15 protein-coding genes are annotated in these 24,623 nt (G+C 64.8%); 13 read left to right on the top strand and 2 right to left on the bottom strand.

What is annotated here, in order from left to right:
- Nucleotides 1-8 precede the first annotated feature (8 nt).
- The 6 genes from nusG to rplL all read left to right on the top strand — a co-directional run bounded on the left by nusG (nucleotide 9) and on the right by rplL (nucleotide 5,006).
- Complete coding sequence (gene nusG, locus ASPU41_RS00950; protein ID WP_069949312.1) at nucleotides 9-866, top strand: transcription termination/antitermination protein NusG; 858 nt, start codon at nucleotides 9-11, stop codon at nucleotides 864-866.
- 131 nt (nucleotides 867-997) lie between these two features.
- The gene (gene rplK / locus ASPU41_RS00945) at nucleotides 998-1,429 is read left to right on the top strand and encodes a 50S ribosomal protein L11 (protein WP_024365990.1); all 432 of its coding nucleotides are present in this window, start codon (nucleotides 998-1,000) and stop codon (nucleotides 1,427-1,429) included.
- A 141-nt stretch (nucleotides 1,430-1,570) separates the two neighbouring features.
- Nucleotides 1,571-2,278, top strand: coding sequence for a 50S ribosomal protein L1 (rplA, locus tag ASPU41_RS00940; protein ID WP_069949311.1), 708 nt, complete (start codon nucleotides 1,571-1,573; stop codon nucleotides 2,276-2,278).
- Nucleotides 2,279-2,517: 239 nt separating this feature from the next.
- Nucleotides 2,518-3,627 (top strand): GNAT family N-acetyltransferase, encoded by a 1,110-nt coding sequence (locus tag ASPU41_RS00935; protein ID WP_069949310.1) that lies wholly within the window; start codon nucleotides 2,518-2,520, stop codon nucleotides 3,625-3,627.
- Nucleotides 3,628-3,949: 322 nt separating this feature from the next.
- Nucleotides 3,950-4,558 (top strand): 50S ribosomal protein L10, encoded by a 609-nt coding sequence (rplJ, locus tag ASPU41_RS00930; protein ID WP_069949309.1) that lies wholly within the window; start codon nucleotides 3,950-3,952, stop codon nucleotides 4,556-4,558.
- Nucleotides 4,559-4,631: 73 nt separating this feature from the next.
- Nucleotides 4,632-5,006 (top strand): 50S ribosomal protein L7/L12, encoded by a 375-nt coding sequence (gene rplL / locus ASPU41_RS00925; protein ID WP_069949308.1) that lies wholly within the window; start codon nucleotides 4,632-4,634, stop codon nucleotides 5,004-5,006.
- 254 nt (nucleotides 5,007-5,260) lie between these two features.
- Here the strand turns inward: rplL and ASPU41_RS00920 are convergent, their stop codons facing one another.
- Together ASPU41_RS00920 and ASPU41_RS00915 are read right to left on the bottom strand one after the other, a co-directional pair.
- Complete coding sequence (locus ASPU41_RS00920; protein ID WP_069949307.1) at nucleotides 5,261-5,770, bottom strand: aminoacyl-tRNA deacylase; 510 nt, start codon at nucleotides 5,768-5,770, stop codon at nucleotides 5,261-5,263.
- 4 nt (nucleotides 5,771-5,774) lie between these two features.
- Complete coding sequence (locus tag ASPU41_RS00915; RefSeq protein WP_069949306.1) at nucleotides 5,775-6,974, bottom strand: acetyl-CoA C-acetyltransferase; 1,200 nt, start codon at nucleotides 6,972-6,974, stop codon at nucleotides 5,775-5,777.
- Nucleotides 6,975-7,417: 443 nt separating this feature from the next.
- Between ASPU41_RS00915 and rpoB the strand changes: the two genes are divergently transcribed.
- The 7 genes from rpoB to ASPU41_RS00880 all read left to right on the top strand — a co-directional run bounded on the left by rpoB (nucleotide 7,418) and on the right by ASPU41_RS00880 (nucleotide 24,580).
- The gene (rpoB, locus tag ASPU41_RS00910) at nucleotides 7,418-10,936 is read left to right on the top strand and encodes a DNA-directed RNA polymerase subunit beta (RefSeq protein WP_069949305.1); all 3,519 of its coding nucleotides are present in this window, start codon (nucleotides 7,418-7,420) and stop codon (nucleotides 10,934-10,936) included.
- A 104-nt stretch (nucleotides 10,937-11,040) separates the two neighbouring features.
- A complete protein-coding gene (locus tag ASPU41_RS00905) occupies nucleotides 11,041-14,940 on the top strand; it encodes a DNA-directed RNA polymerase subunit beta' (RefSeq protein ID WP_069949304.1) in 3,900 nt (1,299 codons plus the stop codon).
- Between the two features lie 529 nt (nucleotides 14,941-15,469).
- Nucleotides 15,470-15,844: a 30S ribosomal protein S12 gene (gene rpsL / locus ASPU41_RS00900; RefSeq protein ID WP_011692814.1), complete on the top strand. Its 375-nt coding sequence runs from the start codon at nucleotides 15,470-15,472 to the stop codon at nucleotides 15,842-15,844.
- A gap of 1 nt (nucleotide 15,845) precedes the next feature.
- The gene (rpsG, locus tag ASPU41_RS00895) at nucleotides 15,846-16,316 is read left to right on the top strand and encodes a 30S ribosomal protein S7 (protein ID WP_011692813.1); all 471 of its coding nucleotides are present in this window, start codon (nucleotides 15,846-15,848) and stop codon (nucleotides 16,314-16,316) included.
- Nucleotides 16,317-16,385: 69 nt separating this feature from the next.
- Nucleotides 16,386-18,500 (top strand): elongation factor G, encoded by a 2,115-nt coding sequence (fusA, locus tag ASPU41_RS00890; protein ID WP_069952391.1) that lies wholly within the window; start codon nucleotides 16,386-16,388, stop codon nucleotides 18,498-18,500.
- Nucleotides 18,501-18,741: 241 nt separating this feature from the next.
- Nucleotides 18,742-19,932, top strand: a complete 1,191-nt coding sequence (tuf, locus tag ASPU41_RS00885) for an elongation factor Tu (protein ID WP_069949303.1) — start codon at nucleotides 18,742-18,744, stop codon at nucleotides 19,930-19,932.
- A gap of 703 nt (nucleotides 19,933-20,635) precedes the next feature.
- Nucleotides 20,636-24,580: a hypothetical protein gene (locus ASPU41_RS00880; RefSeq protein ID WP_197515723.1), complete on the top strand. Its 3,945-nt coding sequence runs from the start codon at nucleotides 20,636-20,638 to the stop codon at nucleotides 24,578-24,580.
- The last annotated feature ends 43 nt before the right edge of the window (nucleotides 24,581-24,623 follow it).

Below are 24,623 nucleotides of genomic sequence, written 5' to 3'. Positions count from 1 at the left end.
GAGACCAAGTGTCTGAGCAGGAGCTCGAGGTAACTGAGACTGAGCTGGATAAGAGCCAGGACGCCGCGGTGGAAGCCGGGGAAGAGTCCGAGGCTGTGTCTGCTGCGCCCGAATCCGACGTCGCTGACGAGGCTGCTGACACGGCGGAAGCCGGGGAAGCCGCCGCTGACGAGTCCGCAGAGGACGAAACCGCCGAAGCCGGCGACGAAGCAGCAGACGCCGACGAGTCGGACGACGCGCTGGCCGCTGCGGCCGCCGCCGCCGAGGTTGATCCGGCCGATGAATTCAAGGCCAAGCTGCGCCGCCAGGAAGGTGACTGGTACGTCATCCACTCCTACGCAGGCTACGAAAACCGCGTCAAGGCCAACCTTGAAACCCGCATCCAGACCCTGGACATGGAAGATTACATCTTCGAGATCCAGGTCCCGATGGAGGAAGTCGTTGAGATCAAGAACGCTCAGCGCAAGGTCATCAACCGCGTCCGCATCCCCGGTTACGTCCTGGTCCGCATGGACCTGACGGATGCCTCGTGGGGCGCCGTCCGCCACACCCCCGGCGTCACCGGCTTCGTGGGCAACGCCCACAACCCGGTCCCGCTGCGCCTCGACGAGGTCTTTTCCATGCTCGCCCCGGTCTTCGAAGAAGAGCAGGCCGAGAAGGGCAAGCCGGTCAAGCACGCCGCCGCGCACGTCGACGTCGACTTCGAGGTCGGCGAGTCGGTCATCGTCAAGGAAGGTCCCTTCGAGACCCTTCCGGCCACGATCTCCGAAATCAAGGTGGACTCCCAGACCCTCGTGGTGCTGGTTTCCATCTTCGAGCGCGAGACCCCGGTCACGCTGGCATTCAACCAGGTCAGCAAGATCTAGTTATCCCCACAGAATTCGCCCCGGGCTGCCCGCTTTAGCAGCCCAGGGGCGGCCGGCCGCCTCGCCATGGCGGCCAACAACCTGAGACACGCTCCTGTGTCCCAGGACGTAATTGAGAGAAGGACCCTACATTGGCTCCCAAGAAGAAGGTCACCGGCCTCATCAAGCTGCAGATCCAGGCAGGTGCCGCTAACCCGGCCCCGCCGATCGGTCCTGCGCTTGGCCAGCACGGTGTCAACATCATGGAATTCTGCAAGGCGTACAACGCTGCGACGGAAGCCCAGCGCGGCAACGTTATTCCGGTTGAAATCACGGTCTACGAGGACCGGTCATTCACGTTCATCACCAAGACCCCGCCGGCTGCAGAGCTGATCAAAAAGGCTGCAGGCGTTGCCAAGGGTTCACCGACCCCGCACACCGTCAAGGTTGCCAAGCTGACCCAGGCCCAGGTTAACGAGATCGCCACCACCAAGATGGAAGACCTCAACGCCACCAGCCTGGAAGGCGCCGCGAAGATCATCGCCGGCACCGCCCGTTCCATGGGTATCACCGTCGAAGGCTAATAGCCTTCCCCGCCGGGCAACCGGCACCACCTAAACATCGAAATGTCGGAAATCCGGGACGGACAAACCGTTCGGAGTTCCGACTGTGGCAGGGCCCAGCGCGGTCCGCAGACCACAACTGCACAAGGAGAAGTAAGCAGCATGGCAAAGCGCAGCAAAGCATATGAGGCAGCCGCAGCCAAGATCGACGCGGAGAAGTTCTACGCGCCGTTCGAGGCAGTGACGCTGGCAAAGGACACCAACCCGTCCAAGTTCGACGCGACCGTTGAGGTTGCTTTCCGCCTGGGTGTAGACCCGCGTAAGGCTGACCAGATGGTCCGCGGCACCGTTATCCTGCCGCACGGCACCGGTAAGACCGCCCGCGTCCTCGTTTTCGCAACGGGCGAGAAGGCTGAGGCTGCAATCGCAGCCGGCGCCGACTTCGTTGGTTCCGATGACCTGATCGAAAAGATCCAGGGCGGCTGGACCGACTTCGACGCAGCCGTCGCCACCCCTGACCTCATGGGCAAGGTTGGCCGCCTCGGTAAGGTCCTGGGTCCGCGTAACCTGATGCCGAACCCGAAGACCGGCACCGTGACCGCTGACGTCGCCAAGGCCGTCAACGACATCAAGGGCGGCAAGATCGACTTCCGCGTCGACAAGCACTCGAACCTGCACTTCATCATCGGCAAGGTTTCCTTCGATGCCCTGAAGCTGGCCGAGAACTACGCAGCCGCTCTGGAAGAGGTTCTCCGCCTCAAGCCGTCCGCTTCCAAGGGCCGCTACATCCAGAAGGCCACCGTCGCCACCACGTTCGGCCCGGGCATCTCGGTTGACCCCAACGTCACCAAGGTCCTGACCGAAGTCTAGGCTTCAGCTGCCTCACAATCAGGCAATAGAAAAGACCGTCCCGCACCCGCGGGACGGTCTTTTCCGCATTCCGGAGGCCGCTTAGACTGTCCCCACCATCCGCCGCATTCACCGGGTGGTCGTCGGGCCACCGATGGAACGGTGGCCGAAACCGGCATATGCTGGCGAGGGAAAGTCCGGCCAATGCCGGGTTTCCGGTACCCGTGGTGGACGGCAGAACGGCTGGGATGATGCCCTCTATGGCAAACGACGTACGGATTGAACAGCTGTGGATCCCCGATTCCCTTGACGGGCAGGACGCAGCTGACTTCATTGCCGCCGTTGAAGTGGGACGCAAAGTGCGCATGCAGACCTGGGGGAGTGACGACCTCGCGTACGCGCCGCGGGAAAAACTGCTGGAAATGGCGGACCCGTACGAGCGCCAGGTCATCCTGGTGGCCAAGATCGGCGGCGAGATCGTCGGGACCGTCGACATTGCGTTGCCGCTGTCGGAAAACCTCGACCTGGCCGAATTTGCCCTCGACGTCCTGCCGGAGTTCCAGGGCCGGGGAGTGGGCCGGCACCTGCTCGAAGCCGCGGAGCACTTCGCCCGTGACGAGGGCCGCCACACCATCCTGATCGACACGAACCATCCGAGCGCTTCACTGGGCGACAGCGAAGCTGGCCAGCTGGTGCCGGGGACGGGTCTCGGGTTTGTCCCGGTGGACAGCCGGGAAGTGGAGTTTGCCCGGCGCAGCGGCTACACCCTGCAGCACATCGAACAGTTCAGCGCCTGTGCGCTGCCCCTCGATAGTGTGCTGGTGGAGGAACTGGAAACCGAGGCCGAGGAAGCCAACGCGGGCCGTTACCGCCTGCACCACTGGACGGACCGGTGCCCGGACCCGTGGCTCGAGGCCGTCGTCGCGCTGGAAAACAGCGCCGGCGAGGACGGGGTGCCCGGCGTCGAGGACGCGGGCATGGTGTTCGACGCCGGCATCCTCCGCCAGGCCGAGGACGTCGCCATCGCACAGGGACGCCGTACGGTGGTCACCGCCGTCGAACACATTGCCAGCGGCGAGCTCGTTGGCCTGACCACCATCAGCGTGCTCGCGCTGCGCCCCGACGTCGTGTTCCAGGACGATACCGTGGTCCTGAGCGAGCACCGAGGCAACAAGCTGGGCCTGCTGATCAAGCTCTCGAACATGGAGAGGCTCTCGGAGCAGTTTCCGGATGCCCGGGTCCTGTACACCTGGAACGCCCCGGAAAACCGTTACCTGCTCACCGTCAACCGGCAGCTTGGATTCACCACCGCCGGGGTGACGGGCATCTGGCAAAAGGAACTCCCGGATTTCAGCCCCAGCGTCAGCTGAGCGGCCGGCTCAACAGCACTCGGGTGCCCGATTTGGAGCACACGCCCCGTCTCGCGTAAGCTGGGGGGACCAAAGACCGTCGGTTGTTGGAAATCCACTCTCCCAAGCAAGACTCAATTCTGTAGTCGCGCCGGGAGAGCCAGTGGATCTCCAGACGAAGGACCCTGAACATAGGGCGGCCGGCGCAGGTGAACGAAGCAAAGCTCCGCAGTCATGGACTGCGTCGAGACAAGCCCCGTGCATCTGCGCGGGGCGTTTTTTAGTTTTTAGCTCTTTTGAGCGGGGACCGGGAATCACCGGCACTATCCCCGGAAGGAGGGTTATGGCAACGCCTAGCAAGGTTTCAGCAGTAGCTGAGATCACTAACGATTTCAAGGAATCGAACGCCGCTGTCCTGACCGAATACCGCGGGCTCACCGTTGCACAGCTCAAGCAGCTGCGTGTCTCTCTCGGCCAGGACACCAAGTTCTCGGTCGTCAAGAACACCCTGACCGCCATTGCAGCCAAGGAAGCTGGTGTCGAAGCATTCGACGGTCAGCTCGCCGGCCCCACTGCAATCGCGTTCATCAAGGGTGACGCAGTTGCCGCTGCCAAGAGCCTGACGGATTTTGCCAAGACCAACAAGCAGCTGGTTATCAAGACCGGTTACTTCGAGGGCAAAGCACTGAACGCCAGCGAAGTTGCTGCCCTGGCAGCACTCGAGTCCCGCGAGCTGCAGCTCGCCAAGGTTGCAGGCATCCTCAAGGCTCCTGCCGCCGCCGCTGTACGCATCATCGACGCGCTGCGCCTCAAGCTTGAAGAAGAGAACGGCGCGCCGGCTGAAGCCGAAGCGCCCGCCGCTGAAGAAGCTCCGGCCGACGCAGCAGCTGAAGCTCCGGCAGATGCAGCAGTTGAAGCTCCGGCCGACGCCGCAGCCCCCGAAGAGAACTAACTCTCTAAACCAGACTCCGGTGCGAAGGCACGGCTCCGGCCGCCGAGCACCACTATAGGAAGGACGCCACACCATGGCGAAGCTCACCAACGAAGAGCTCATTGAAGCTTTCAAGGAACTGACCATCATCGAGCTCTCCGAGTTCGTTAAGCTCTTCGAAGAGACCTTCGAAGTTACGGCTGCTGCTGTTGCAGTTGCTGGCCCCGCTGCCGGCGGCGCTGTCGAAGAAGAAGAGCAGACCGCATTCGACGTCATCCTGGAGCACCCGGGCGACAAGAAGATTGCAGTCATCAAGGAAGTTCGCGCCATCACTTCCCTGGGCCTCAAGGAAGCCAAGGACGTTGTTGACAGCGCTCCGAAGGCCATCCTCGAAGGCGTCACCAAGGAAGCTGCCGAGAAGGCTGTTGCACAGCTCGAAGAAGCCGGCGCTCGCGTTACCCTCAAGTAACTCGCCGCTTCAGGAACTGTCCGGGAACCCCGCGTTCCCGTTCCGCTCCGGGAAGCCCCGTCCACTCCGGTGGGCGGGGCTTCCTGCGTTCCGGGCCTAAAGTCGGCCCCGGCACCGCCTCTCAACAGCAACGCGGGGTCACTTCCGGCCCATCCCAGGCGTCGGGATGGGCCGGAAGTGACCCCGCGTTGTGGTGTTAACCCGGAGGTGTTAACCCGGGTGTGCCAGGTCGGCGGGCCGGCCTGGTGGGGGAGTCAGTTCGGTTCGGAGATGTCGGCGACGACGGCGTCGAGCGCTGCGGTCAGGGCATCGGCGTCCACGAAGGCGCTGTAGCCGTGCTGGCCGGCGCCCATGGAAATCCGGCGGCCGGTGATGCTCCGGTCCGCGTACACCGGCCAGGCCACGGTGCTCCCGAGCGGGGTGATGGTGCCGCGCTCGTAGCCGGTCGCAGCCAGGGCGGCGTCCGCCGTCGGGAGCGAGAGCTTGTTGACCCCAAGCAGCGACCGGAGCTTGGGCCAGGAAATCTGCCGGTCGCCGGGAATCAGCGCGAACAGGTAGCTGCCGTCCTTGTGTTTGACCACCAGCGACTTGACGATGTCCCCGGGCTGGATGCCGAGGATCTTAGCCGCCTCCTCGAGGCTGCCGGCGGCCAGGCGCTCGACGAGCTGGACGCTGAGGCCGCGGGCGGCGGCGTCGGTCAGGAACCGCTCCCGGCCGACACCGTCTCCAGCCGCTCCCGTTGCCGGGGCTGCGGGGTCCGTCATGGGATCAGTCGCGGTAGAGCAGGAGCGCTTCGCCCTGGCCGCCGCCGCCGCACAGGGACACCGCCGCCTTGCCGGCACCGCGCCGCTTCAGCTCGTGCGCCGCATGCAGGGCAAGCCTGGCGCCGGAGGCCCCGATCGGGTGGCCCATCGCGATCGCCCCGCCGTGGATATTGCACTTCTCCAGCGGGTAGTCGAGGTCCTTGAGGGACTGCACTGCCACCGAGCCGAAGGCCTCGTTGATCTCGATGAAGTCCAGGTCGGCGGGGGACCAGCCGGCCTTGTGCAGGGCGCTCCGGATCGCGTTGGAGGGCTGGGAGTGCAGCGAGTTGTCCGGACCGGCGACCTGCCCGGGCTTGCCGACGACGGCGAGGTACTCGAGGCCGTTGTCCCGGGCAAACTTCCGCGAGGAGAGCACAAGGGCGGAGGCGCCGTCGGACAGGGGGGAGGAGTTCCCGGCGGTGATGGTGCCGTCCGTGACGAACGCTGCCCGCAGGGCGGCCAGCGAGCCGACGGTGGTGTCCGGCCGGATGCCTTCATCCGCGGCCAGGATAATCGGGTCGCCCTTGCGCTGCTTGACGCTGATCGGGGCGATCTCGCCGTCGAACACGCCGTCCTTGGCGGCACGGGCGGCGCGCTGGTGGGACGCTGCCGCCACCTCATCCTGGGAGGTGCGGTCAATCCCCAGGGTCAGGTTCTTGCTCTCGGTCGACAATCCCATGGAGTGCCCGTCGAACGCGTCGGTCAGTCCGTCATGGGCTGCGACGTCGAGCGCCTGGACGGTCCCGTACGTCCAGCCCTGCCGGGAGCCCGGGAGGATGTGCGGCGCGCGGGTCATTGACTCCTGGCCGCCGGCGACGACGACGGTCGCGTCACCGGCGCGGATCATCCGGGCCGCATCGATCACCGCCGTCAGCCCCGACAGGCAGACCTTGTTGATGGTCACGGTGGGAACGTTCCAGCCGATGCCGGCGCCGATGGCGCTCTGGCGGGCCGGGTTCTGGCCGGCTCCGGCCTGCAGCACCTGGCCCATGATCACCGAGTCCACCTGCTCGGCCTTCACCCCGCTGGCGGCCAGTGCCGCCCGGATGGCGTGGGCGCCGAGCTCCACTGCCGTGAAGCTGGCGAGCTGCCCGTTGAGGCGCCCCTGGGGTGTGCGGGCGGCGGCGAGGATGACAACATCATTGTCGTCTGCAGAGTTGCTCATGGTTTTCTCTTCCGATCTTGAACGATATACAGCAAGGTTATCGTGACCCCCGTCACGGGGCCATTTGGCCCACTGTTGGCCCGCTGTTGTCCGTCCGGCTGGCCGTCTGGCTGGCCGTCTGCGGGATGCGCGGCCCGCGGACGGCCCTCCGATCCGGGACCCGGGGCAGTGCTTGCAATCCCGGGCGAAGTGGGGTAGACAAGTAGGTTGCTTTGCCGTATCGTAGATATTTGCGTCTTCCCTGTTTATCTTCAGCCTTCATATAGCGGTGGGCTTAGCCTGGCAGCTGCTCCATCAATGTGCCGTCAACAACGGCACCACCATGGGCGGCGCGGGTCCCGGGTCATATAGCGGAACCGGACTGGTAGCGCTGCGGAGTCACTCTGCAGGGTACATAACGGGGGAGATCTGAAAACGCCTGAAGGTCTGTGGAAGGATCCCTCTTGGTCGCCTCGAGCACCTCTAATGTAAACAACGCTGCAACCGCTATCAATGCCGACAGCACCGACGGTGCAACCCGCCGGCTCTCATTCGCAAAGATTCACGAACCACTTGACGTTCCGAATCTGCTTGCCCTGCAAACCGACAGCTTTGACTGGCTGGTCGGCAACGAACGCTGGCAGGCACGCGTAGCCAAGGCCGTCGAAGAAGGCGACCTCAGTGTCGCCACCTCCTCGGGTCTGTCCGACATCTTCGAAGAGATCTCCCCGATCGAGGATTTCCAGGGCACCATGTCCCTGAGCTTCTCCGAGCCGGAGTTCGCTGATCCGAAATACACCATGGCCGAGTGCAAGGACCGGGACGCAACGTACTCGGCTCCGCTGTACGTCAAGGCCGAATTCATGAACAACAACACGGGCGAAATCAAGCAGCAGACCGTGTTCATGGGTGACTTCCCGCTGATGACCGAGAAGGGCACCTTCGTTGTCAACGGCACCGAGCGTGTTGTTGTCTCCCAGCTGGTCCGGTCCCCGGGCGCCTACTTTGAGCGCACCGCCGACAAGACCAGTGACAAGGACATCTTCACCGCGAAGATCATCCCGTCCCGCGGCGCCTGGTTCGAACTCGAAATCGACAAGCGCGACCAGGTCGGCGTTCGCCTCGACCGCAAACGCAAGCAGTCCGTCACGGTGCTGCTGAAGGCCCTCGGCTGGACCGAAGGCCAGATCCTCGAAGAGTTCGGCCAGTACGACTCCATGCGCGCAACGCTGGAGAAGGACGCCACCGAAACCCGCGAAGACGCCTTGCTGGACATCTACCGGAAGCTGCGACCGGGCGAGCCGCCCACGGTCGAGGCTGCCCAGTCCCTGCTGGACAACCTGTACTTCAACTCCAAGCGCTACGATCTGGCCAAGGTCGGCCGTTACAAGATCAACCGCAAGCTCGGCATCGACCGCTCCCTTGGTGACAAGGAAGCGTCTGTCCTGCACGTTGAAGACATCGTCGCCATGATCAAGTTCCTGGTTGCGCTGCACGCCGGTGAGAAGACCCTCACGGGCAAGCGTGACGGCCAGGACCACGAGCTGCGCGTTGAGATCGATGACATCGACCACTTCGGCAACCGCCGCATCCGCGCCGTCGGCGAGCTCATCGAGAACCAGGTCCGCACCGGCCTGTCCCGGATGGAGCGCGTTGTCCGCGAGCGGATGACGACCCAGGACGTCGAGGCCATCACGCCGCAGACGCTGATCAACATCCGCCCCGTTGTGGCAGCCATCAAGGAGTTCTTCGGAACTTCCCAGCTGTCCCAATTCATGGACCAGAACAACCCGCTCTCGGGTCTGACCCACAAGCGCCGCCTGTCGGCGCTTGGCCCGGGTGGTCTGTCCCGTGACCGTGCAGGCATGGAAGTCCGTGACGTTCACCCGTCGCACTACGGACGTATGTGCCCCATCGAAACCCCTGAAGGCCCGAACATTGGTCTGATCGGTTCGCTGGCCTCCTACGGACGCATCAACCCGTTCGGCTTCATCGAGACCCCGTACCGCCTCGTGTCCGAGGGTGTTGTCTCCGATGAGGTCGAGTACCTCACGGCCGACGACGAGGCAGAGGTCCTGATCGCACAGGCCAACGCCCCGCTCGATCCGAACAAGAAGTTCGCCGAAGAGACCGTCCTCGTCCGTGCCCGTGGTGGTGGAGGCGAGCCTGTGCTGGTTCCCGCCGCCGAGGTCGAGTTCATGGACGTTTCCCCGCGCCAGATGGTGTCCGTGGCTACCGCCCTGATCCCGTTCCTCGAGCATGACGATGCAAACCGCGCACTCATGGGTGCCAACATGCAGCGCCAGGCCGTGCCGCTGGTCCGTTCCGAGGCGCCGTTCGTCGGTACCGGCATGGAGCGCGCCGCTGCAGTCGACGCCGGTGACGTCACCATCGCCAAGAAGGCAGGTGTGGTCACCGAGGTTTCGGCTGAGCTGGTCATCATGCTCAACGACGACGGTACGGAGACCAACTACCGGATCAACAAGTTCGCCCGCTCCAACCAGGGCAACTGCTACAACAACCGCGTTCTGGTGAGCGAAGGCCAGCGCCTGGAGGTCGGCGGCATCATCGCTGACGGCCCGGCAACGGACCAGGGCGAACTGGCCCTCGGAAAGAACCTGCTCGTGGCATTCATGTCATGGGAAGGCCACAACTTCGAGGATGCCATCATCCTGTCCCAGCGGATCGTGGCTGAGGACGTCCTGTCCTCCATCCACATCGAGGAGCACGAGATCGATGCCCGCGACACCAAGCTTGGTGCCGAGGAAATCACCCGTGACATCCCGAACGTGTCCGAGGAAGTCCTGGCCGGCCTTGACGAGCGTGGCATCATCCACATCGGCGCCGAGGTCGAAGCCGGCGACATCCTGGTCGGAAAGGTCACGCCCAAGGGCGAGACCGAGCTGACCCCGGAAGAGCGCCTGCTGCGCGCCATCTTCGGTGAGAAGTCCCGCGAAGTGCGCGACACCTCCCTGAAGGTTCCGCACGGCGAGTCCGGCACCGTGATCGGTGTCCGCGTCTTCGACCGCGACAACGACGACGAGCTGCCCCCGGGCGTCAACCAGCTGGTCCGCGTCTACGTTGCTGCCAAGCGCAAGATCACCGACGGCGACAAGCTCGCAGGCCGTCACGGCAACAAGGGCGTTATCTCCAAGATCCTTCCGATCGAGGACATGCCCTTCCTTGCCGACGGCACCCCCGTTGATATCGTCCTGAACCCGCTGGGTGTTCCGGGCCGTATGAACGTCGGCCAGGTGCTGGAAACGCACCTCGGCTGGGTTGCCAAGACCGGCTGGAAGATCGAGGGCGAGCCCGAGTGGGTCAAGCAGCTGCCGAACCTGCCGCGCGAGAGTGGCTCGACCACTGTTGCAACGCCGGTGTTCGACGGTGCGCGTGAAGAGGAAATCACGGGCCTGCTCGACTCCACGAACGTCACGCGCGACGGTGTCCGCCTGATCAACTCCTCAGGCAAGACCCGCCTGTTCGACGGCCGCTCCGGCGAGCCGTTCCCGGATCCGATCTCGGTCGGCTACATGTACATCCTGAAGCTCCACCACCTGGTGGACGACAAGATCCACGCGCGCTCCACCGGCCCGTACTCCATGATCACGCAGCAGCCGCTGGGTGGTAAGGCACAGTTCGGTGGCCAGCGCTTCGGTGAAATGGAAGTGTGGGCGCTCGAAGCGTACGGCGCTGCCTACACGCTCCAGGAGCTCCTCACGATCAAGTCGGATGACATCCATGGTCGTGTGAAGGTCTACGAAGCCATCGTCAAGGGCGAGAACATCCCGGAGCCGGGCGTTCCTGAGTCCTTCAAGGTCTTGATCAAGGAAATGCAGTCGCTGTGCCTGAACGTGGAAGTTCTTTCCACGGACGGAACCACAATTGAAATGCGTGACTCTGATGACGCAGTCTTCACGGCTGCGGAAGAACTGGGCATCGATCTGTCTCGTGCAGAGCCCAGTTCCGTAGAAGAGGTTTAGCAGGCGTTCGACGGCGGGCGGTTTCCCCGCCCGTCGTCGGACTCCTCCCTCTTCCCGTAACCCAAGACCTCAGAATTTAGAGAACAAGAGAGAACAGGGACCATATGTCCAGCGAATCCTCCTTCGGCCTCATGCAGATCGGCCTCGCCACCGCGGAAGACATCCGTGGCTGGTCTTACGGCGAGGTTAAGAAGCCGGAAACCATCAACTACCGCACGCTCAAGCCTGAGAAGGACGGCCTCTTCTGCGAGAAGATCTTCGGCCCGTCCCGCGACTGGGAGTGCTACTGCGGTAAGTACAAGCGCGTGCGCTTCAAGGGCATCATCTGCGAGCGGTGTGGCGTTGAAGTCACCCGCGCCAAGGTCCGCCGTGAGCGCATGGGCCACATCGAGCTGGCCGCCCCGGTCACGCACATCTGGTACTTCAAGGGTGTTCCGTCCCGTCTGGGCTACCTCCTGGACCTGGCACCGAAGGACCTCGAAAAGGTCATCTACTTCGCTGCCTACATGATCACGAGCGTCGACGCCGACAGCCGCCACGAAGAACTGCCCAACCTCCAGGTTGAGCACGACATCGAGAAGAAGCAGCTGATCGACAACCGCGACTCGGACATCGCCACGATCGCGCGCGACCTCGAGAACGAGCTTGCCCGTCTCGAAGGCGAAGGCGCCAAGGCTGCCGACAAGAAGAAGGCCCGCGACTCCGCTGACCGCCAGATGGCTAACGTCCGCAAGCGCGCGGATGCTGAAATCGAGCGCCTCGAGCAGGTCTGGGACCGGTTCAAGAACCTCAAGGTCGCTGACCTTGAAGGCGACGAAGGCCTGTACCGCGAACTGCGCGACCGCTACGGCATGTACTTCGAAGGCTCCATGGGTGCCGAAGCGATCAAGAAGCGTCTTGAGAACTTCGACATGCAGGCCGAGTCGGACATGCTCCGCGACATCATTGCCAACGGCAAGGGCCAGCGCAAGACCCGCGCCCTGAAGCGGCTCAAGGTGGTCAACGCGTTCCTGACGACCAACAACAGCCCGCTCGGCATGGTGCTGGACGCTGTCCCGGTGATTCCGCCGGAACTGCGCCCGATGGTCCAGCTGGACGGTGGCCGCTTTGCGACCTCCGACCTCAACGACCTCTACCGCCGCGTGATCAACCGCAACAACCGCCTCAAGCGCCTGCTTGATCTCGGTGCTCCGGAGATCATCGTCAACAACGAGAAGCGCATGCTTCAGGAAGCTGTTGACAGCCTCTTCGACAACGGCCGCCGCGGCCGTCCGGTCACCGGACCGGGCAACCGTCCGCTGAAGTCCCTGAGCGATATGCTCAAGGGCAAGCAGGGTCGTTTCCGCCAGAACCTCCTGGGTAAGCGCGTTGACTACTCCGGCCGTTCCGTGATCGTCGTCGGCCCGCAGCTGAAGCTGCACCAGTGTGGCCTGCCGAAGCAGATGGCGCTGGAGCTCTTCAAGCCGTTCGTGATGAAGCGCCTGGTTGACCTCAACCACGCGCAGAACATCAAGTCGGCCAAGCGGATGGTCGAGCGTTACCGCCCGCAGGTCTGGGATGTCCTCGAAGAGATCATCACCGAGCACCCGGTGCTGCTGAACCGTGCACCCACCCTGCACCGTCTCGGCATCCAGGCGTTCGAGCCGCAGCTTGTTGAGGGCAAGGCAATCCAGCTTCACCCGCTGGTTTGTGGCGCCTTCAACGCTGACTTCGACGGTGACCAGATGGCAGTGCACCTGCCGCTGAGCCCCGAAGCCCAGGCCGAAGCCCGCATCCTGATGCTGTCCTCGAACAACATCCTGAAGCCGTCTGACGGCCGCCCGGTGACGCTGCCTTCGCAGGATATGATCATCGGCCTCTACCACCTGACCACCAAGCGTGTCGGTTCAGCTGGCGAGGGCCGGATCTTCTCCTCCGTCGCGGAAGCCATCATGGCGTTCGACCTGCACGAGCTGCACCTGAACTCCCAGGTCAAGATCCGGCTGGAGGGCTTTGTCCCTTACGCCGGCTGGGAAGCTCCGGAAGGTTACGAGCCGGGTCAGACCGTGCTCGTCCAGACCTCCCTGGGCCAGGTCCTCTTCAACGAGACGCTTCCCGCCGACTACCCGTGGGTTGAGAACGTTGCTGACAAGGGCGAACTGTCCACCATCGTCAACGATCTCGCCGAGCGCTACCCGAAGGTGGTCACGGCGGCAACGCTGGACAACCTGAAGGATGCCGGTTTCTACTGGGCCACCCGGTCCGGTGTCACCGTCGCCATCTCCGACATCGAGGTGCCCAAGGACAAGCCGCGGATCCTCGCCGGTTACGAGACCATGGCTGCCAAGATCCAGGGCCAGTACGACAAGGGCCTGATCGACGACGACGAGCGTCGCCAGGAACTGATCGAGATCTGGAACAAGGCAACGAACGAGATCGCCCAGGCGATGCGTGACAACCTGTCCCCGATGAACACCATCAACCGCATGGTGTCCTCCGGTGCACGTGGTAACTGGATGCAGGTCCGTCAGATCGCGGGTATCCGTGGCCTGGTGGCCAACCCTAAGGGTGAGATCATCCCGCGTCCGATCAAGTCCTCGTACCGCGAGGGCCTGTCGGTGCTGGAATACTTCATCGCCACGCACGGTGCCCGTAAGGGTCTGGCTGACACCGCGCTGCGTACCGCCAACTCGGGTTACCTGACCCGTCGTCTGGTGGACGTGTCGCAGGATGTCATCGTCCGCGAAGAGGACTGCGGCACCGAGCGCGGCCTCATGACCGCCATCGCGGTGGCTGACGCCAACGGCGAGCTGGTCCTGGACGAGAACGTCGAGAACAGCGCGTACGCCCGTACCCTGGCCGTGGATGTCGTTGACTCCAAGGGCAAGGTCCTGGCAGCAGGCGGCACCGACTGCGGCGACGTCGTCATTGCCGAACTGTTCGCAGCCGGCATCACCGAGGTCAAGGTCCGCTCCGTACTCACCTGTGAGTCCAGCGTCGGCACCTGCGCCCTGTGCTACGGCCGTTCGCTGGCCACGGGCAAGACCGTCGACATCGGTGAGGCAGTCGGCATCATCGCCGCGCAGTCCATCGGTGAGCCGGGTACCCAGCTGACCATGCGTACGTTCCACACCGGTGGTGCTGTTTCCTCCAGCGGTGGCGACGACATCACCCAGGGTCTGCCCCGTATCCAGGAGCTCTTCGAAGCCCGTACTCCGAAGGGTGTCGCACCGATTGCTGAAGCAGCCGGCCGCATCACCATCGAAGAGTCCGAGCGCCAGATGCGCCTGGTCATCACCCCGGATGACGGATCCGAAGAGATCGCTTACCCGGTCCTGCGCCGTTCACGTCTTCTCATCGAAGACGGCGAGCACGTCAGCGTCGGCCAGAAGCTCATCAACGGTCCGGTCGACCCCAAGCAGGTTCTGCGCATCATGGGCCCCCGTGCCGCGCAGAAGTTCCTGGTCGACGAGGTCCAGGGCGTGTACCGCAGCCAGGGCATCGGTATCCACGACAAGCACGTCGAGGTTATCGTCCGCCAGATGCTGCGCCGCGTCACGGTCATCGAGTCCGGCGAATCGGACCTGCTGCCCGGCGAGCTCGCCGAGCGCAGCCGTTTCGAGGATGCCAACCGCCGCGTTGTGTCCGAGGGCAAGACGCCGGCTTCCGGCCGTCCCGAGCTCATGGGCATCACCAAGGCGTCCCTGGCGACCGAGTCCTGGCTGTCCGCAGCTTCCTTCCAGGAGACCACCCGCGTCCTGACGCAGGCGGCCATGGAAGGCAAGAGCGATCCGCTGCTCGGCCTCAAGGAAAACGTCATCATCGGTAAGCTCATCCCGGCCGGCACGGGTCTCCCGCGCTACACCGAGGTCACCGTGGAGCCCACTGAGGAAGCAAAGGCCAACCTGTTCACCGGCCCCAGCGCGTTCAGTGATTTCTCCTACGATTCCCTGGGCGGCGACGGAGCTCCTGAGTTCCATGCCATCCCGCTGGATGACTACGATCTGGGCAGCGACTTCCGCTAACCGCTAACACAACGCGGGGTCACTCACGGCCCAATCCGCACCCCGGATTGGGCTCGAAGTGACCCCGCGTTGCTGTTTAACGAGTGGGCGGTGACGGCCGGGTTCGCCGCGCAAGGTGGGGGACCACCCCCTTTCACCCCGTCGGTTGCTCCGATAACGCCCTTTTGGGTGCTCAAAACGGCGGTATCGGAGCAACCGACGGGGGAGGCGGGGGCCCGATTAAGGGCTGGGACCTGACCGTGTTAGACTTGAGACTAATTGTTATTGTGGCAGTGGATGAGTGCGCCGGTTGCAGCTGAAAGGCTGAATCAGGTCGACGTTTCCGGTTTGCAGGGTTCTTGTGCAACGTATGCCACATTTTCGCATGCCTAGGGGCAGTCCGGGATGAAAGTCCATGGATCCCGGCGTGCGGTCCGACTATTAAGGCTTCGTGCCGGCGGCTCTGGAGAGTTCAAATCTCGAGCGGCGGGGCGCAGCGACAAGAGAGCGGCCGCCAACGGCCGCTCCGGATAAAACGGAGAACACGAGAGTGCCTACGATTAACCAGCTGGTCCGCAAGGGCCGCACGCCTAAGGTCAAGAAGACCAAGGCTCCCGCGCTTAACGGCAGCCCCATGCGCCGCGGTGTCTGCACCCGCGTGTACACGACGACCCCGAAGAAGCCGAACTCGGCTCTGCGTAAGGTCGCCCGTGTGCGCCTCAACGGTGGCGTTGAAGTCACCGCTTACATCCCCGGTGTAGGCCACAACCTGCAGGAGCACTCCATTGTGCTCGTCCGTGGCGGCCGCGTGAAGGACCTTCCGGGTGTCCGTTACAAGATCGTCCGTGGCGCCCTCGATACCCAGGGTGTCAAGAACCGTAAGCAGGCTCGTAGCCGCTACGGCGCAAAGATGGAGAAGAAGTAATATGCCTCGCAAGGGTCCGGCCCCCAAGCGGCCGCTAGTTCTAGATCCCGTTTACGGCTCCCCGCTGGTTACCCAGCTCATCAACAAGGTGCTCGTTGACGGCAAGAAGTCCACCGCGGAGCGCATCGTTTATGGTGCACTCGAAGGTGCTCGTGCCAAGTCCGGCGGCGACCCGGTTGCAGCCCTCAAGAAGGCCATGGAGAACGTCAAGCCTTCCCTCGAGGTCCGCTCCCGCCGCGTCGGTGGCGCCACCTACCAGGTTCCGGTTGAGGTCAAGCCGGGTCGCTCGACGGCCCTCGCCCTGCGCTGGCTCGTTGGCTACTCCAAGGCCCGCCGCGAGAAGACCATGACCGAGCGCCTCCAGAACGAGATTCTGGATGCCTCGAACGGTCTCGGTGCCGCTGTGAAGCGTCGCGAAGACACCCACAAGATGGCCGAGTCCAACAAGGCCTTCGCACACTACCGCTGGTAATACTTCCCGGACGCCGCCGGCTCAACAGAGCCGGCGGCGTCCGTGCAGTCCATCCGAAAGGGAGACACCGTGGCACAGGACGTGCTTACCGACCTTAGCAAGGTCCGCAATATCGGCATTATGGCCCACATCGATGCCGGCAAGACCACTACTACCGAGCGCATTCTGTTCTACACAGGTGTGAACCACAAGATCGGCGAAACGCACGACGGCGCTTCGACGACTGACTGGATGGAACAGGAAAAGGAACGCGGCATCACCATCACGTCTGCCGCCGTGACCTGCTTCTGGGAAAACAACCAGATCAACATCATCGACACCCCCGGCCACGTGGACTTCACGGTTGAGGTGGAGCGCTCCCTGCGCGTCCTCGACGGTGCAGTTGCCGTGTTCGACGGCAAGGAAGGCGTGGAGCCGCAGTCTGAGACTGTTTGGCGCCAGGCTGACAAGTACAACGTCCCGCGCATCTGCTTCGTCAACAAGATGGACAAGCTCGGCGCTGACTTCTACTTCACCGTCGACACCATCATCAGCCGCCTCGGTGCCAAGCCGCTTGTAATGCAGCTGCCGATCGGCGCCGAGAACGACTTCATCGGCGTCGTCGACCTGCTCTACATGCGCGCACTGGTCTGGCCCGGCGACTCCAAGGGTGACGTCACCATGGGTGCCAAGTACGAGATCCAGGAGATCCCGGCTGACCTCAAGGAAAAGGCCGAAGAGTACCGCGCGACGCTCGTTGAGACCGTTGCGGAGTCCTCCGAAGAACTCATGGAGAAGTACCTCGAAGGTGAAGAAATCACCGAGGACGAACTCAAGGCCGGCATCCGCAAGATGACGATCAACTCCGAGCTCTACCCGGTGTTCTGTGGCTCAGCATTCAAGAACCGCGGCGTCCAGCCGATGCTTGATGCTGTTGTCGATTACCTGCCGAACCCGCTCGACGTCCCGCCGATGATCGGTCACGATCCCCGCGACGAAGAGAAGGAACTGACGCGCAAGCCTTCCTCCGAGGAGCCGTTCTCGGCTCTGGCGTTCAAGATTGCGACGCACCCGTTCTTCGGGCAGCTCACCTTCATCCGCGTGTACTCCGGTCACGTGGAAGCAGGCACCCAGGTGGTCAACTCCACCAAGGGCAAGAAAGAGCGCATCGGCAAGCTGTTCCAGATGCACGCCAACAAGGAAATGCCCGTTGACGGCGCTACCGCCGGTCACATCTACGCAGCGATCGGCCTGAAGGACACCACCACGGGTGACACCCTGTGTGATGCCAACAACCAGATCGTCCTCGAATCCATGAGCTTCCCGGAGCCCGTGATTTCCGTTGCGATCGAGCCGAACACCAAGGGTGACCAGGAGAAGCTGTCCACGGCTATCCAGAAGCTCTCCGCTGAGGACCCGACCTTCCAGGTCTCCCTCAACGAGGACACCGGCCAGACCATCATCGCCGGCATGGGCGAGCTTCACCTGGACATCCTGGTGGACCGCATGCGCCGCGAATTCAAGGTCGAGGCGAATGTCGGCAAGCCGCAGGTTGCGTACCGCGAAACCATCAAGCGCGCTGTAGAGCGTCACGACTACACGCACAAGAAGCAGACCGGTGGTTCGGGTCAGTTCGCAAAGATCCAGATCGCGATCGAGCCGCTGGACACGTCCGAGGGCGAGATGTACGAGTTCTCGAACAAGGTCACCGGTGGACGTATTCCGCGCGAATACATCCCCTCGGTCGACGCGGGTATCCAGGATGCGCTGAACGACGGCGTCCTCGCCGGCTACCCGGTTGTCGGCATCAAGGCCACGCTGATTGACGGCGCGTACCACGATGTTGACTCCTCGGAAATGGCGTTCAAGATCGCCGGCCGTATGGCTTTCAAGGAAGCCGCACGCAAGGCGAACCCCATCCTGCTCGAACCGCTGATGGATGTCGAGGTCCGCACCCCTGAGGAATACATGGGTGAAGTTATCGGTGACCTCAACTCCCGCCGTGGCCAGATGCAGTCCATGGAAGATGCACAGGGCGTCAAGGTCATCCGTGCGCACGTCCCGCTGTCCGGCATGTTCGGCTACATCGGTGACCTGCGCTCGAAGACCCAGGGCCGCGCTGTGTACTCCATGACGTTCCACAGCTACGCCGAGGTCCCGAAGGCATACGCCGACGAGATCATCCAGAAGAACCGCGGCGAGTAGTCTCCAAGGCTCTCGCAGCAACAAACTCGGGTGCGTTTCCGGTTCCGGAAATTCACCTGGTGCAGATGGCCGGTTCCGGTCCGGCCGGCGGCCATCTGCACCGACAGACTCGTGGGACTAGTATTAGTTCCTGAATCTGCAATTTCATCAATCCAAAGCCCCCCAAGTAGACTTACTGAAGTTTCGCCGCGACAAGCGCGGTCGAAGGGTAAGTCATTTGAAAACGTTCTAGGAGGAACCTGTGGCAAAGGCAAAGTTCGAGCGGACTAAGCCGCACGTCAACATCGGCACCATTGGTCACGTTGACCACGGTAAGACGACGCTGACGGCCGCGATTTCCAAGGTGCTGTACGACAAGTACCCGACACTCAACGAGCAGCGCGACTTCGCGTCTATTGACTCTGCTCCCGAAGAGCGTCAGCGCGGCATTACCATCAACATCTCCCACGTTGAGTACCAGACCGAGAAGCGCCACTACGCACACGTAGACGCTCCGGGTCACGCTGACTACATCAAGAACATGATCACCGGCGCTGCCCAGATGGACGGTGCAATCCTCGTGGTTGCCGCCACTGACGGTCCGATGGCTCAGACCCGCGAGCACGTTCTGCTGGCCCGCCAGGTTGGTGTCCCCTACCTGCTGGTTGCACTGAACAAGTCGGACATGGTCGATGACGAAGAGCTCCTCGACCTCGTCGAAATGGAAGTTCGCGAGCTGCTTTCGGCTCAGGGCTTCGATGGCGATGAGGCTCCGGTCGTTCGCGTTTCCGGTCTGAAGGCCCTCGAAGGCGACCCGGTTTGGGTCAAGTCCGTCGAGGACCTCATGGAAGCTGTCGACAACTCGGTGCCGGACCCCGTCCGTGACCGTGACAAGCCGTTCCTGATGCCGATCGAAGATGTCTTCACGATCACCGGCCGTGGCACCGTTGTTACGGGCCGCGCCGAGCGTGGAACCCTCGCCATCAACTCCGAGGTCGAGATCGTCGGCATCCGCCCGGTCCAGAAGACCACGGTTACCGGTATCGAGATGTTCCACAAGCAGCTCGACGAAGCATGGGCCGGCGAGAACTGTGGCCTCCTGCTCCGCGGTCTGAAGCGCGACGACGTCGAGCGTGGCCAGGTTGTCGTCAAGCCGGGTTCCATCACCCCGCACACCGACTTCGAGGCTAACGTCTACATCCTCTCCAAGGACGAAGGCGGCCGTCACAACCCGTTCTACTCCAACTACCGCCCGCAGTTCTACTTCCGCACCACGGACGTAACCGGCGTTATCACCCTGCCGGAAGGCACGGAAATGGTTATGCCCGGCGACAACACTGAGATGACCGTTGCGCTCATCCAGCCCATCGCCATGGAAGAGGGCCTCGGCTTCGCTATCCGCGAAGGCGGCCGCACCGTTGGTTCGGGACGCGTTACCAAGATCCTCAAGTAGTACTTGCTGATCTGAGTTAGATCACTGATCGGGGTGGCCGTCTGACGGCCCCCGTGAAGCAAAGAACAGCCCCGCTGCAGTCGCAGCGGGGCTGTTCTTTTGTGCCGGTTCTTTCTCAACCGGCTTTGCAGGTCCAAGTCCCTGGTGAAAATCCTTACCGGGGTGCGTCCATTCGCCGCAAATGGCCGCTACTGGAGCGTTCATGGCGGCCATCTTCGTCCATTCGGGGGTGTTGCAACGACCGCTTGAACCCGCCGTGCCGCCTTCGCCCGTTCGCCACAAACGGCCGCTATGAGGCCGCGCAAAGCGGCCATCTTCGTCGAATGACCGGCATGCGGGATCGGGGAGATCCCTGGGTGGGGTCCAACCTTAGGAGCTTGCCCGGCTGACCGCTCATCGGTGGTAGGTTTCATCTAGTCATTGGATTTACTTGGGGCTGAGCGGGTTCGGGCAGCCGGAGACATGAAGGATCTGTATGCCGGGTGTTGTCCAGACCTTGCTGGTACTACTCCTGTTGGCCGCTGCCCTCGTAGTCGGCGTCCGACGGGGGAGGGCCCAGGAACGCCGGCGTGCCAGTGATCCTGTCGATGGCGCGTTCGCGGCCGGCTTCCGTGCGGGGCATGTCCAGGGATGGAAGGACGGCGAGGCTGCCCGCAATCAGCCGACCGCACCGGCAGCGCCCCAACCGATGGCGCCCCAACTGATGGCGCCCCAACCGGCGGCGCCCCAGCCGTGGCCCACGCCCGCCCCGACGGTCGGTCCCCGGCAGTATCAGCCCCACGCCCCGGCCCAGCAGCCGGCGCGGGCGCAACCGCTGCCCCCGCCCGTCCAGTGGTCCGTTGCGCCGCCTCAGCCCCCGCGTCCGGCTGTCCGCCAAGAGTCCGCCGCGGAGCGGGCTGCCCGGAAGGAGAAACGGGACCGGCAGAACATCAACATCACCCTCTACGTCGCCAGCCTCCTGCTGGTGGCTGCCGGTGCCCTGTTCATCGGCACCGGCCTCCCGGCAGTCCTCCGCTTCGCCGGCGTTGTCGCCATCACCGCGCTGTTCTATGCCGGCGGTCTGGTCCTGCATGCGAGGGCCCCGCGGCTCCGGCCGGCCGCCGTAGCCTTCGCCGGAACCGGCCTGGCCCTGATCCCGGTGGCCGGCCTCGCCATGTACAACTTCACCCTGCCCGACGGACCCGCCGCCTGGCTGGTCACCTCGTTCATCGGCACCGTGGCCTACGTTGCCGCCGCCGTCCGGATGGACAGCAGGGTTCTCGCCCACCTGTCCCTGACCTTTGTCGTGTCGACGGCGTGGTCCGGGATTTCGGTCGTGGGCGGAGCCGTGCTCTGGTACTTCGCGGCGCTGATCGCCATCGCGGTGGTCCTGACCGTGCTGGCGCTGACGCGTCCGCGCTGGATGCCGTCGGTGTTCGTCAAACCGCTGATGGACCTGCACCCGTTCGTGGTCCCCGCCGTCGCAGCCGGTGCGACCTTCCTTCCGATGCTGCTCGGCAGGGGCGAGTACGCGTTCATGATGTTCCTGTGTGGAACGTACTTCGCTCTGATGGCGGCGCTCCCACAGAGCCGGTTCCGGGTCGGCCAGTACTACGGCGCGCGGGTCAGTCTTACCGTGGCCGCGGCGGCCGCGGTCTGGGCGTCGAGCGACAGCCTGCCGTGGATGGTGCTGACCGCCCTCGTGCTGGCAGCCCTCCAGTCCGTGCTGCTGGCGTCCGGACTGACGGTGGTTCCGGCCACACTGCTGGGGCCCGCCGGCCGCCGGCGGGCGGACGCACTCGGCACCTTCGGACTGCAACTGCTCCTAACCCTGCTGTGGGGCGCGGCCACCCTGTTCACTGCCGCCGTCGACCCCGCCATCGCCCCCACTGCCGACATCCCGGTGTGGCTGCCGCTGCTGCTGGCCCTGCTCACCGGCATGGCCCTCGCCGTGGGACTGGAAGGGATGGCGGAAGCGGCCCCCGTGGCCGCCCTTCTGGTGGCTGCGGCGTTCGGTGGCCGCGCCGGCGTCTGGGGCCCGGCCGTGTTCCTGTTGCTGGTCGCGGTGTTCTGGGCCGTGCGCTCCCTGCCCCCGGCGGAGCGCCTGCGCCGGCAGTTCGTGCTCGCCGCCCGCATCGCAGCCACGCTGGCTGTTCCCGCGGTAGCCGCGGCCGTGACGGGCGGCGGTGCCGGGTCCGTTCCGGTGCTCTCCGCCTTCCTGCTGGCCCTCGTGGCGCAGCAGCTCGCCACGGCAGCCCTGGTCCGGGCGGGCGTGCCGTCGCTGGCCCCGGACGCGAGCCTGGCGGCCTTCTCCCTGGCAGCACTCCCCGTCCTCGCTGCGCTGGCCGTCGTGGACGACACGCCGGGGAGGGCCCTCACCGGCGCCGCGATCGTGCTGCAGCTCCTCGTCGCCCTGGGCATCGGCTGGGCCCTGTCCGGTAAGGCTGCGGCAGGGACTCCCTGGCGGTCCGGTGTCCGCGAGCTGCTGCCCCTGGGCATGGCGGCGGCGCTGGCCGGCCTGGCACTCACCGGCAGCTCGCTCAGGAGCGCCAACATCGGCCTGGCCCTGACGGTGCTCTACCTCGTGGCAACGGCGCTGCGCCGCGGTGCCCTGCAGCAGCGGTGGAGCTACTGGTGGATGGCCCGGGGGACCGGCACCGTCCTGGCCCTGACGGGTTTCCAGCAGCTGCGGCAGGAGACCGGTCCGCTGATGATCGGCGGCGAGGAACTCATGGGTGCTTCACTGGCGGTGCTGGTACTGGGCCTGCAGCTGGCGTTCCCCCTGCTGGCCGAGCTCAGGCGCCGGGCTCCCGACGGCGTGGTCGCCGACGCCGCCGCAGTGCTGATGCTGCAGGCCGTCGCACTGGCCGGTCTCACGGCGTCCGGCCTCCAGCAGCAGCCGGCCGGGATTTGGCAGCTGACCGCGGCCGTCGCCGTAATCGCCCTCGGCGCGGCGGCGGCGGGGCTGGTGCTGCGAGCCCGCCCGCGCACGGCGGTGTTTGCCCCGGCGTCTCTGGCGGTGCTGCTGCTGGCCCGTGCGGGTTCGGCGCTCGACGTCGAGCTGGTGCTGGGCATCTTTGCCGTCTTCAGCGCCGCGATGGTGGTGGCCTCCGCCTCGCGCACGGCCAAGGGCGTCTACTTCGCATCCGTCCGGGTGCTGACCCTGGCCCTGGCGCTCGTCCTGAGCTACGACGTGACGGTCTCGGCCACCGCCGTCTCGGTGACCCTCGGGCTGGTCCTTGCCGCCCAGCACGTGATCCGCTGGCTCATGCGGCACCGCCTGCCGGACGTCCCGTTCCAGCAGGCGGCGGTATGGATCACGATTGCCGCCCAGACAGTGCTACCGCTCGGTTACCTGGCGGCAGCGCCCGACGACGGCGGCCGCTGGGTCATCCTGCTGCACGCGGCCCTGCTGCTGGTCTCCGCAGCCGTGGCCAGCCGGGTGTTTGCGGCCCGCGGGGCGGCCTACCTGACGGTCTATGCCGCCGTGTTCGGCACCGTGGCGCTGGGGCCGCTGGTGCAGTTCGACGGCGGCGCCTCAGCCGGCGGACTGCTGGACCGGCCGGTCCTCAGCCACGACGGGGTCGTGGTGATGCTGCTCGTGCTGTCGCTGGCCGCCACCGCCGCGGGCCTGCGTTTCCGGCGGAACGCGTGGGCCGACGTCGAACGCTGGCTCTGGCTGGCGGCTTCCGGCGCTTTCGTCCTGACCGCCCTGGTGCTGGCCCCGCGCGCCGCGAACTGGCTGACCGGGGCGTCGGTCCTGGTGCTGGCGGCGGTCTGTTTCGCGGCGTCACACCTGGAAAGGTGGCCGGTGCTTTACGTGCCGGCCGTGGCGGCGGTCCTGTCCGGTGCCACGCTGTCAGCGTCCGTGCTGCTGGACGTCGTGCCGGGCGCCCGGGGCAGCTACCTTCCATGGCTTGCGGGCTGCGCCCCGGCGGCGGCAGCACTGTATGCGGTCCGGTGGCTGCGCCGCGAACCGCTGGCTCCCGATCCGGTCCGCCGCTGGTCGTTGGTGTTGGCAGCGGTCCTGGGTCTTGGCCTCGCCGCGGCCGCCGGGCTGTGGTGGGCAGCGACGGCCTGGGCCGGAGCCGCGCTCGTGGCCGCCACCGCCGCGGTCTGCTGCGCCGAAGCGCCGGCGAGAGCCCGCAGGGCCGGCGCGGAACTGGGCCTTTTCGCCACGACGGCGGCGGTGCAGCGCGCGGTGCTGTTCACCGGACTCAAGGCAGGCTCCGAGTGGCCCGATGTGTTCTGGGCGCTGCAGTGGTATGTGGTTCTGGCCGGGGTGCTCGGTGCCCTTCGCCTGGCGTCCGGGACCCGCGGGGCGGGACACCGCAGGGCAGGGCAGGTGCTGTTGTCCGGCGCCGCCGGGCTGCTGACGCTGTCCGGGCTGGGGATCATCCTCGGCGGTGATGCGGTGCAGCAACTGTGGGTCCTGGCGCTGATGGCCGTGGTGCTCATGGCCGGGCTGGCCTTCGGCGAACGGTTGTTTGTCTGGTGGGGTGCGGCAGGAGTGGCGGTGTGCATCATGTGGGCGATGCGTCAGTACACCTTCGCGCTGCTGGCCCTCATTGCCGCGGCCCTCATCGTGCTGGCGGTCTGGAGGCTGAACCGCAGCAAGCCCGTGGCTGACGAGCCGGCACCACACCGTGAGCCGGCGGACCATAGTTGACGGGGGCCGGGCGCTGATATCGTTGCACCCAACGAAGGGAGCT

It is taken from the genome of Arthrobacter sp. U41 (genome assembly GCF_001750145.1).
In the GTDB taxonomy this organism is placed as follows: Bacteria; Actinomycetota; Actinomycetes; order Actinomycetales; family Micrococcaceae; genus Arthrobacter.
The sequence above is the reverse complement of the archived record's forward strand: the minus strand, read 5'-3'. Positions and strand labels throughout refer to the sequence as shown.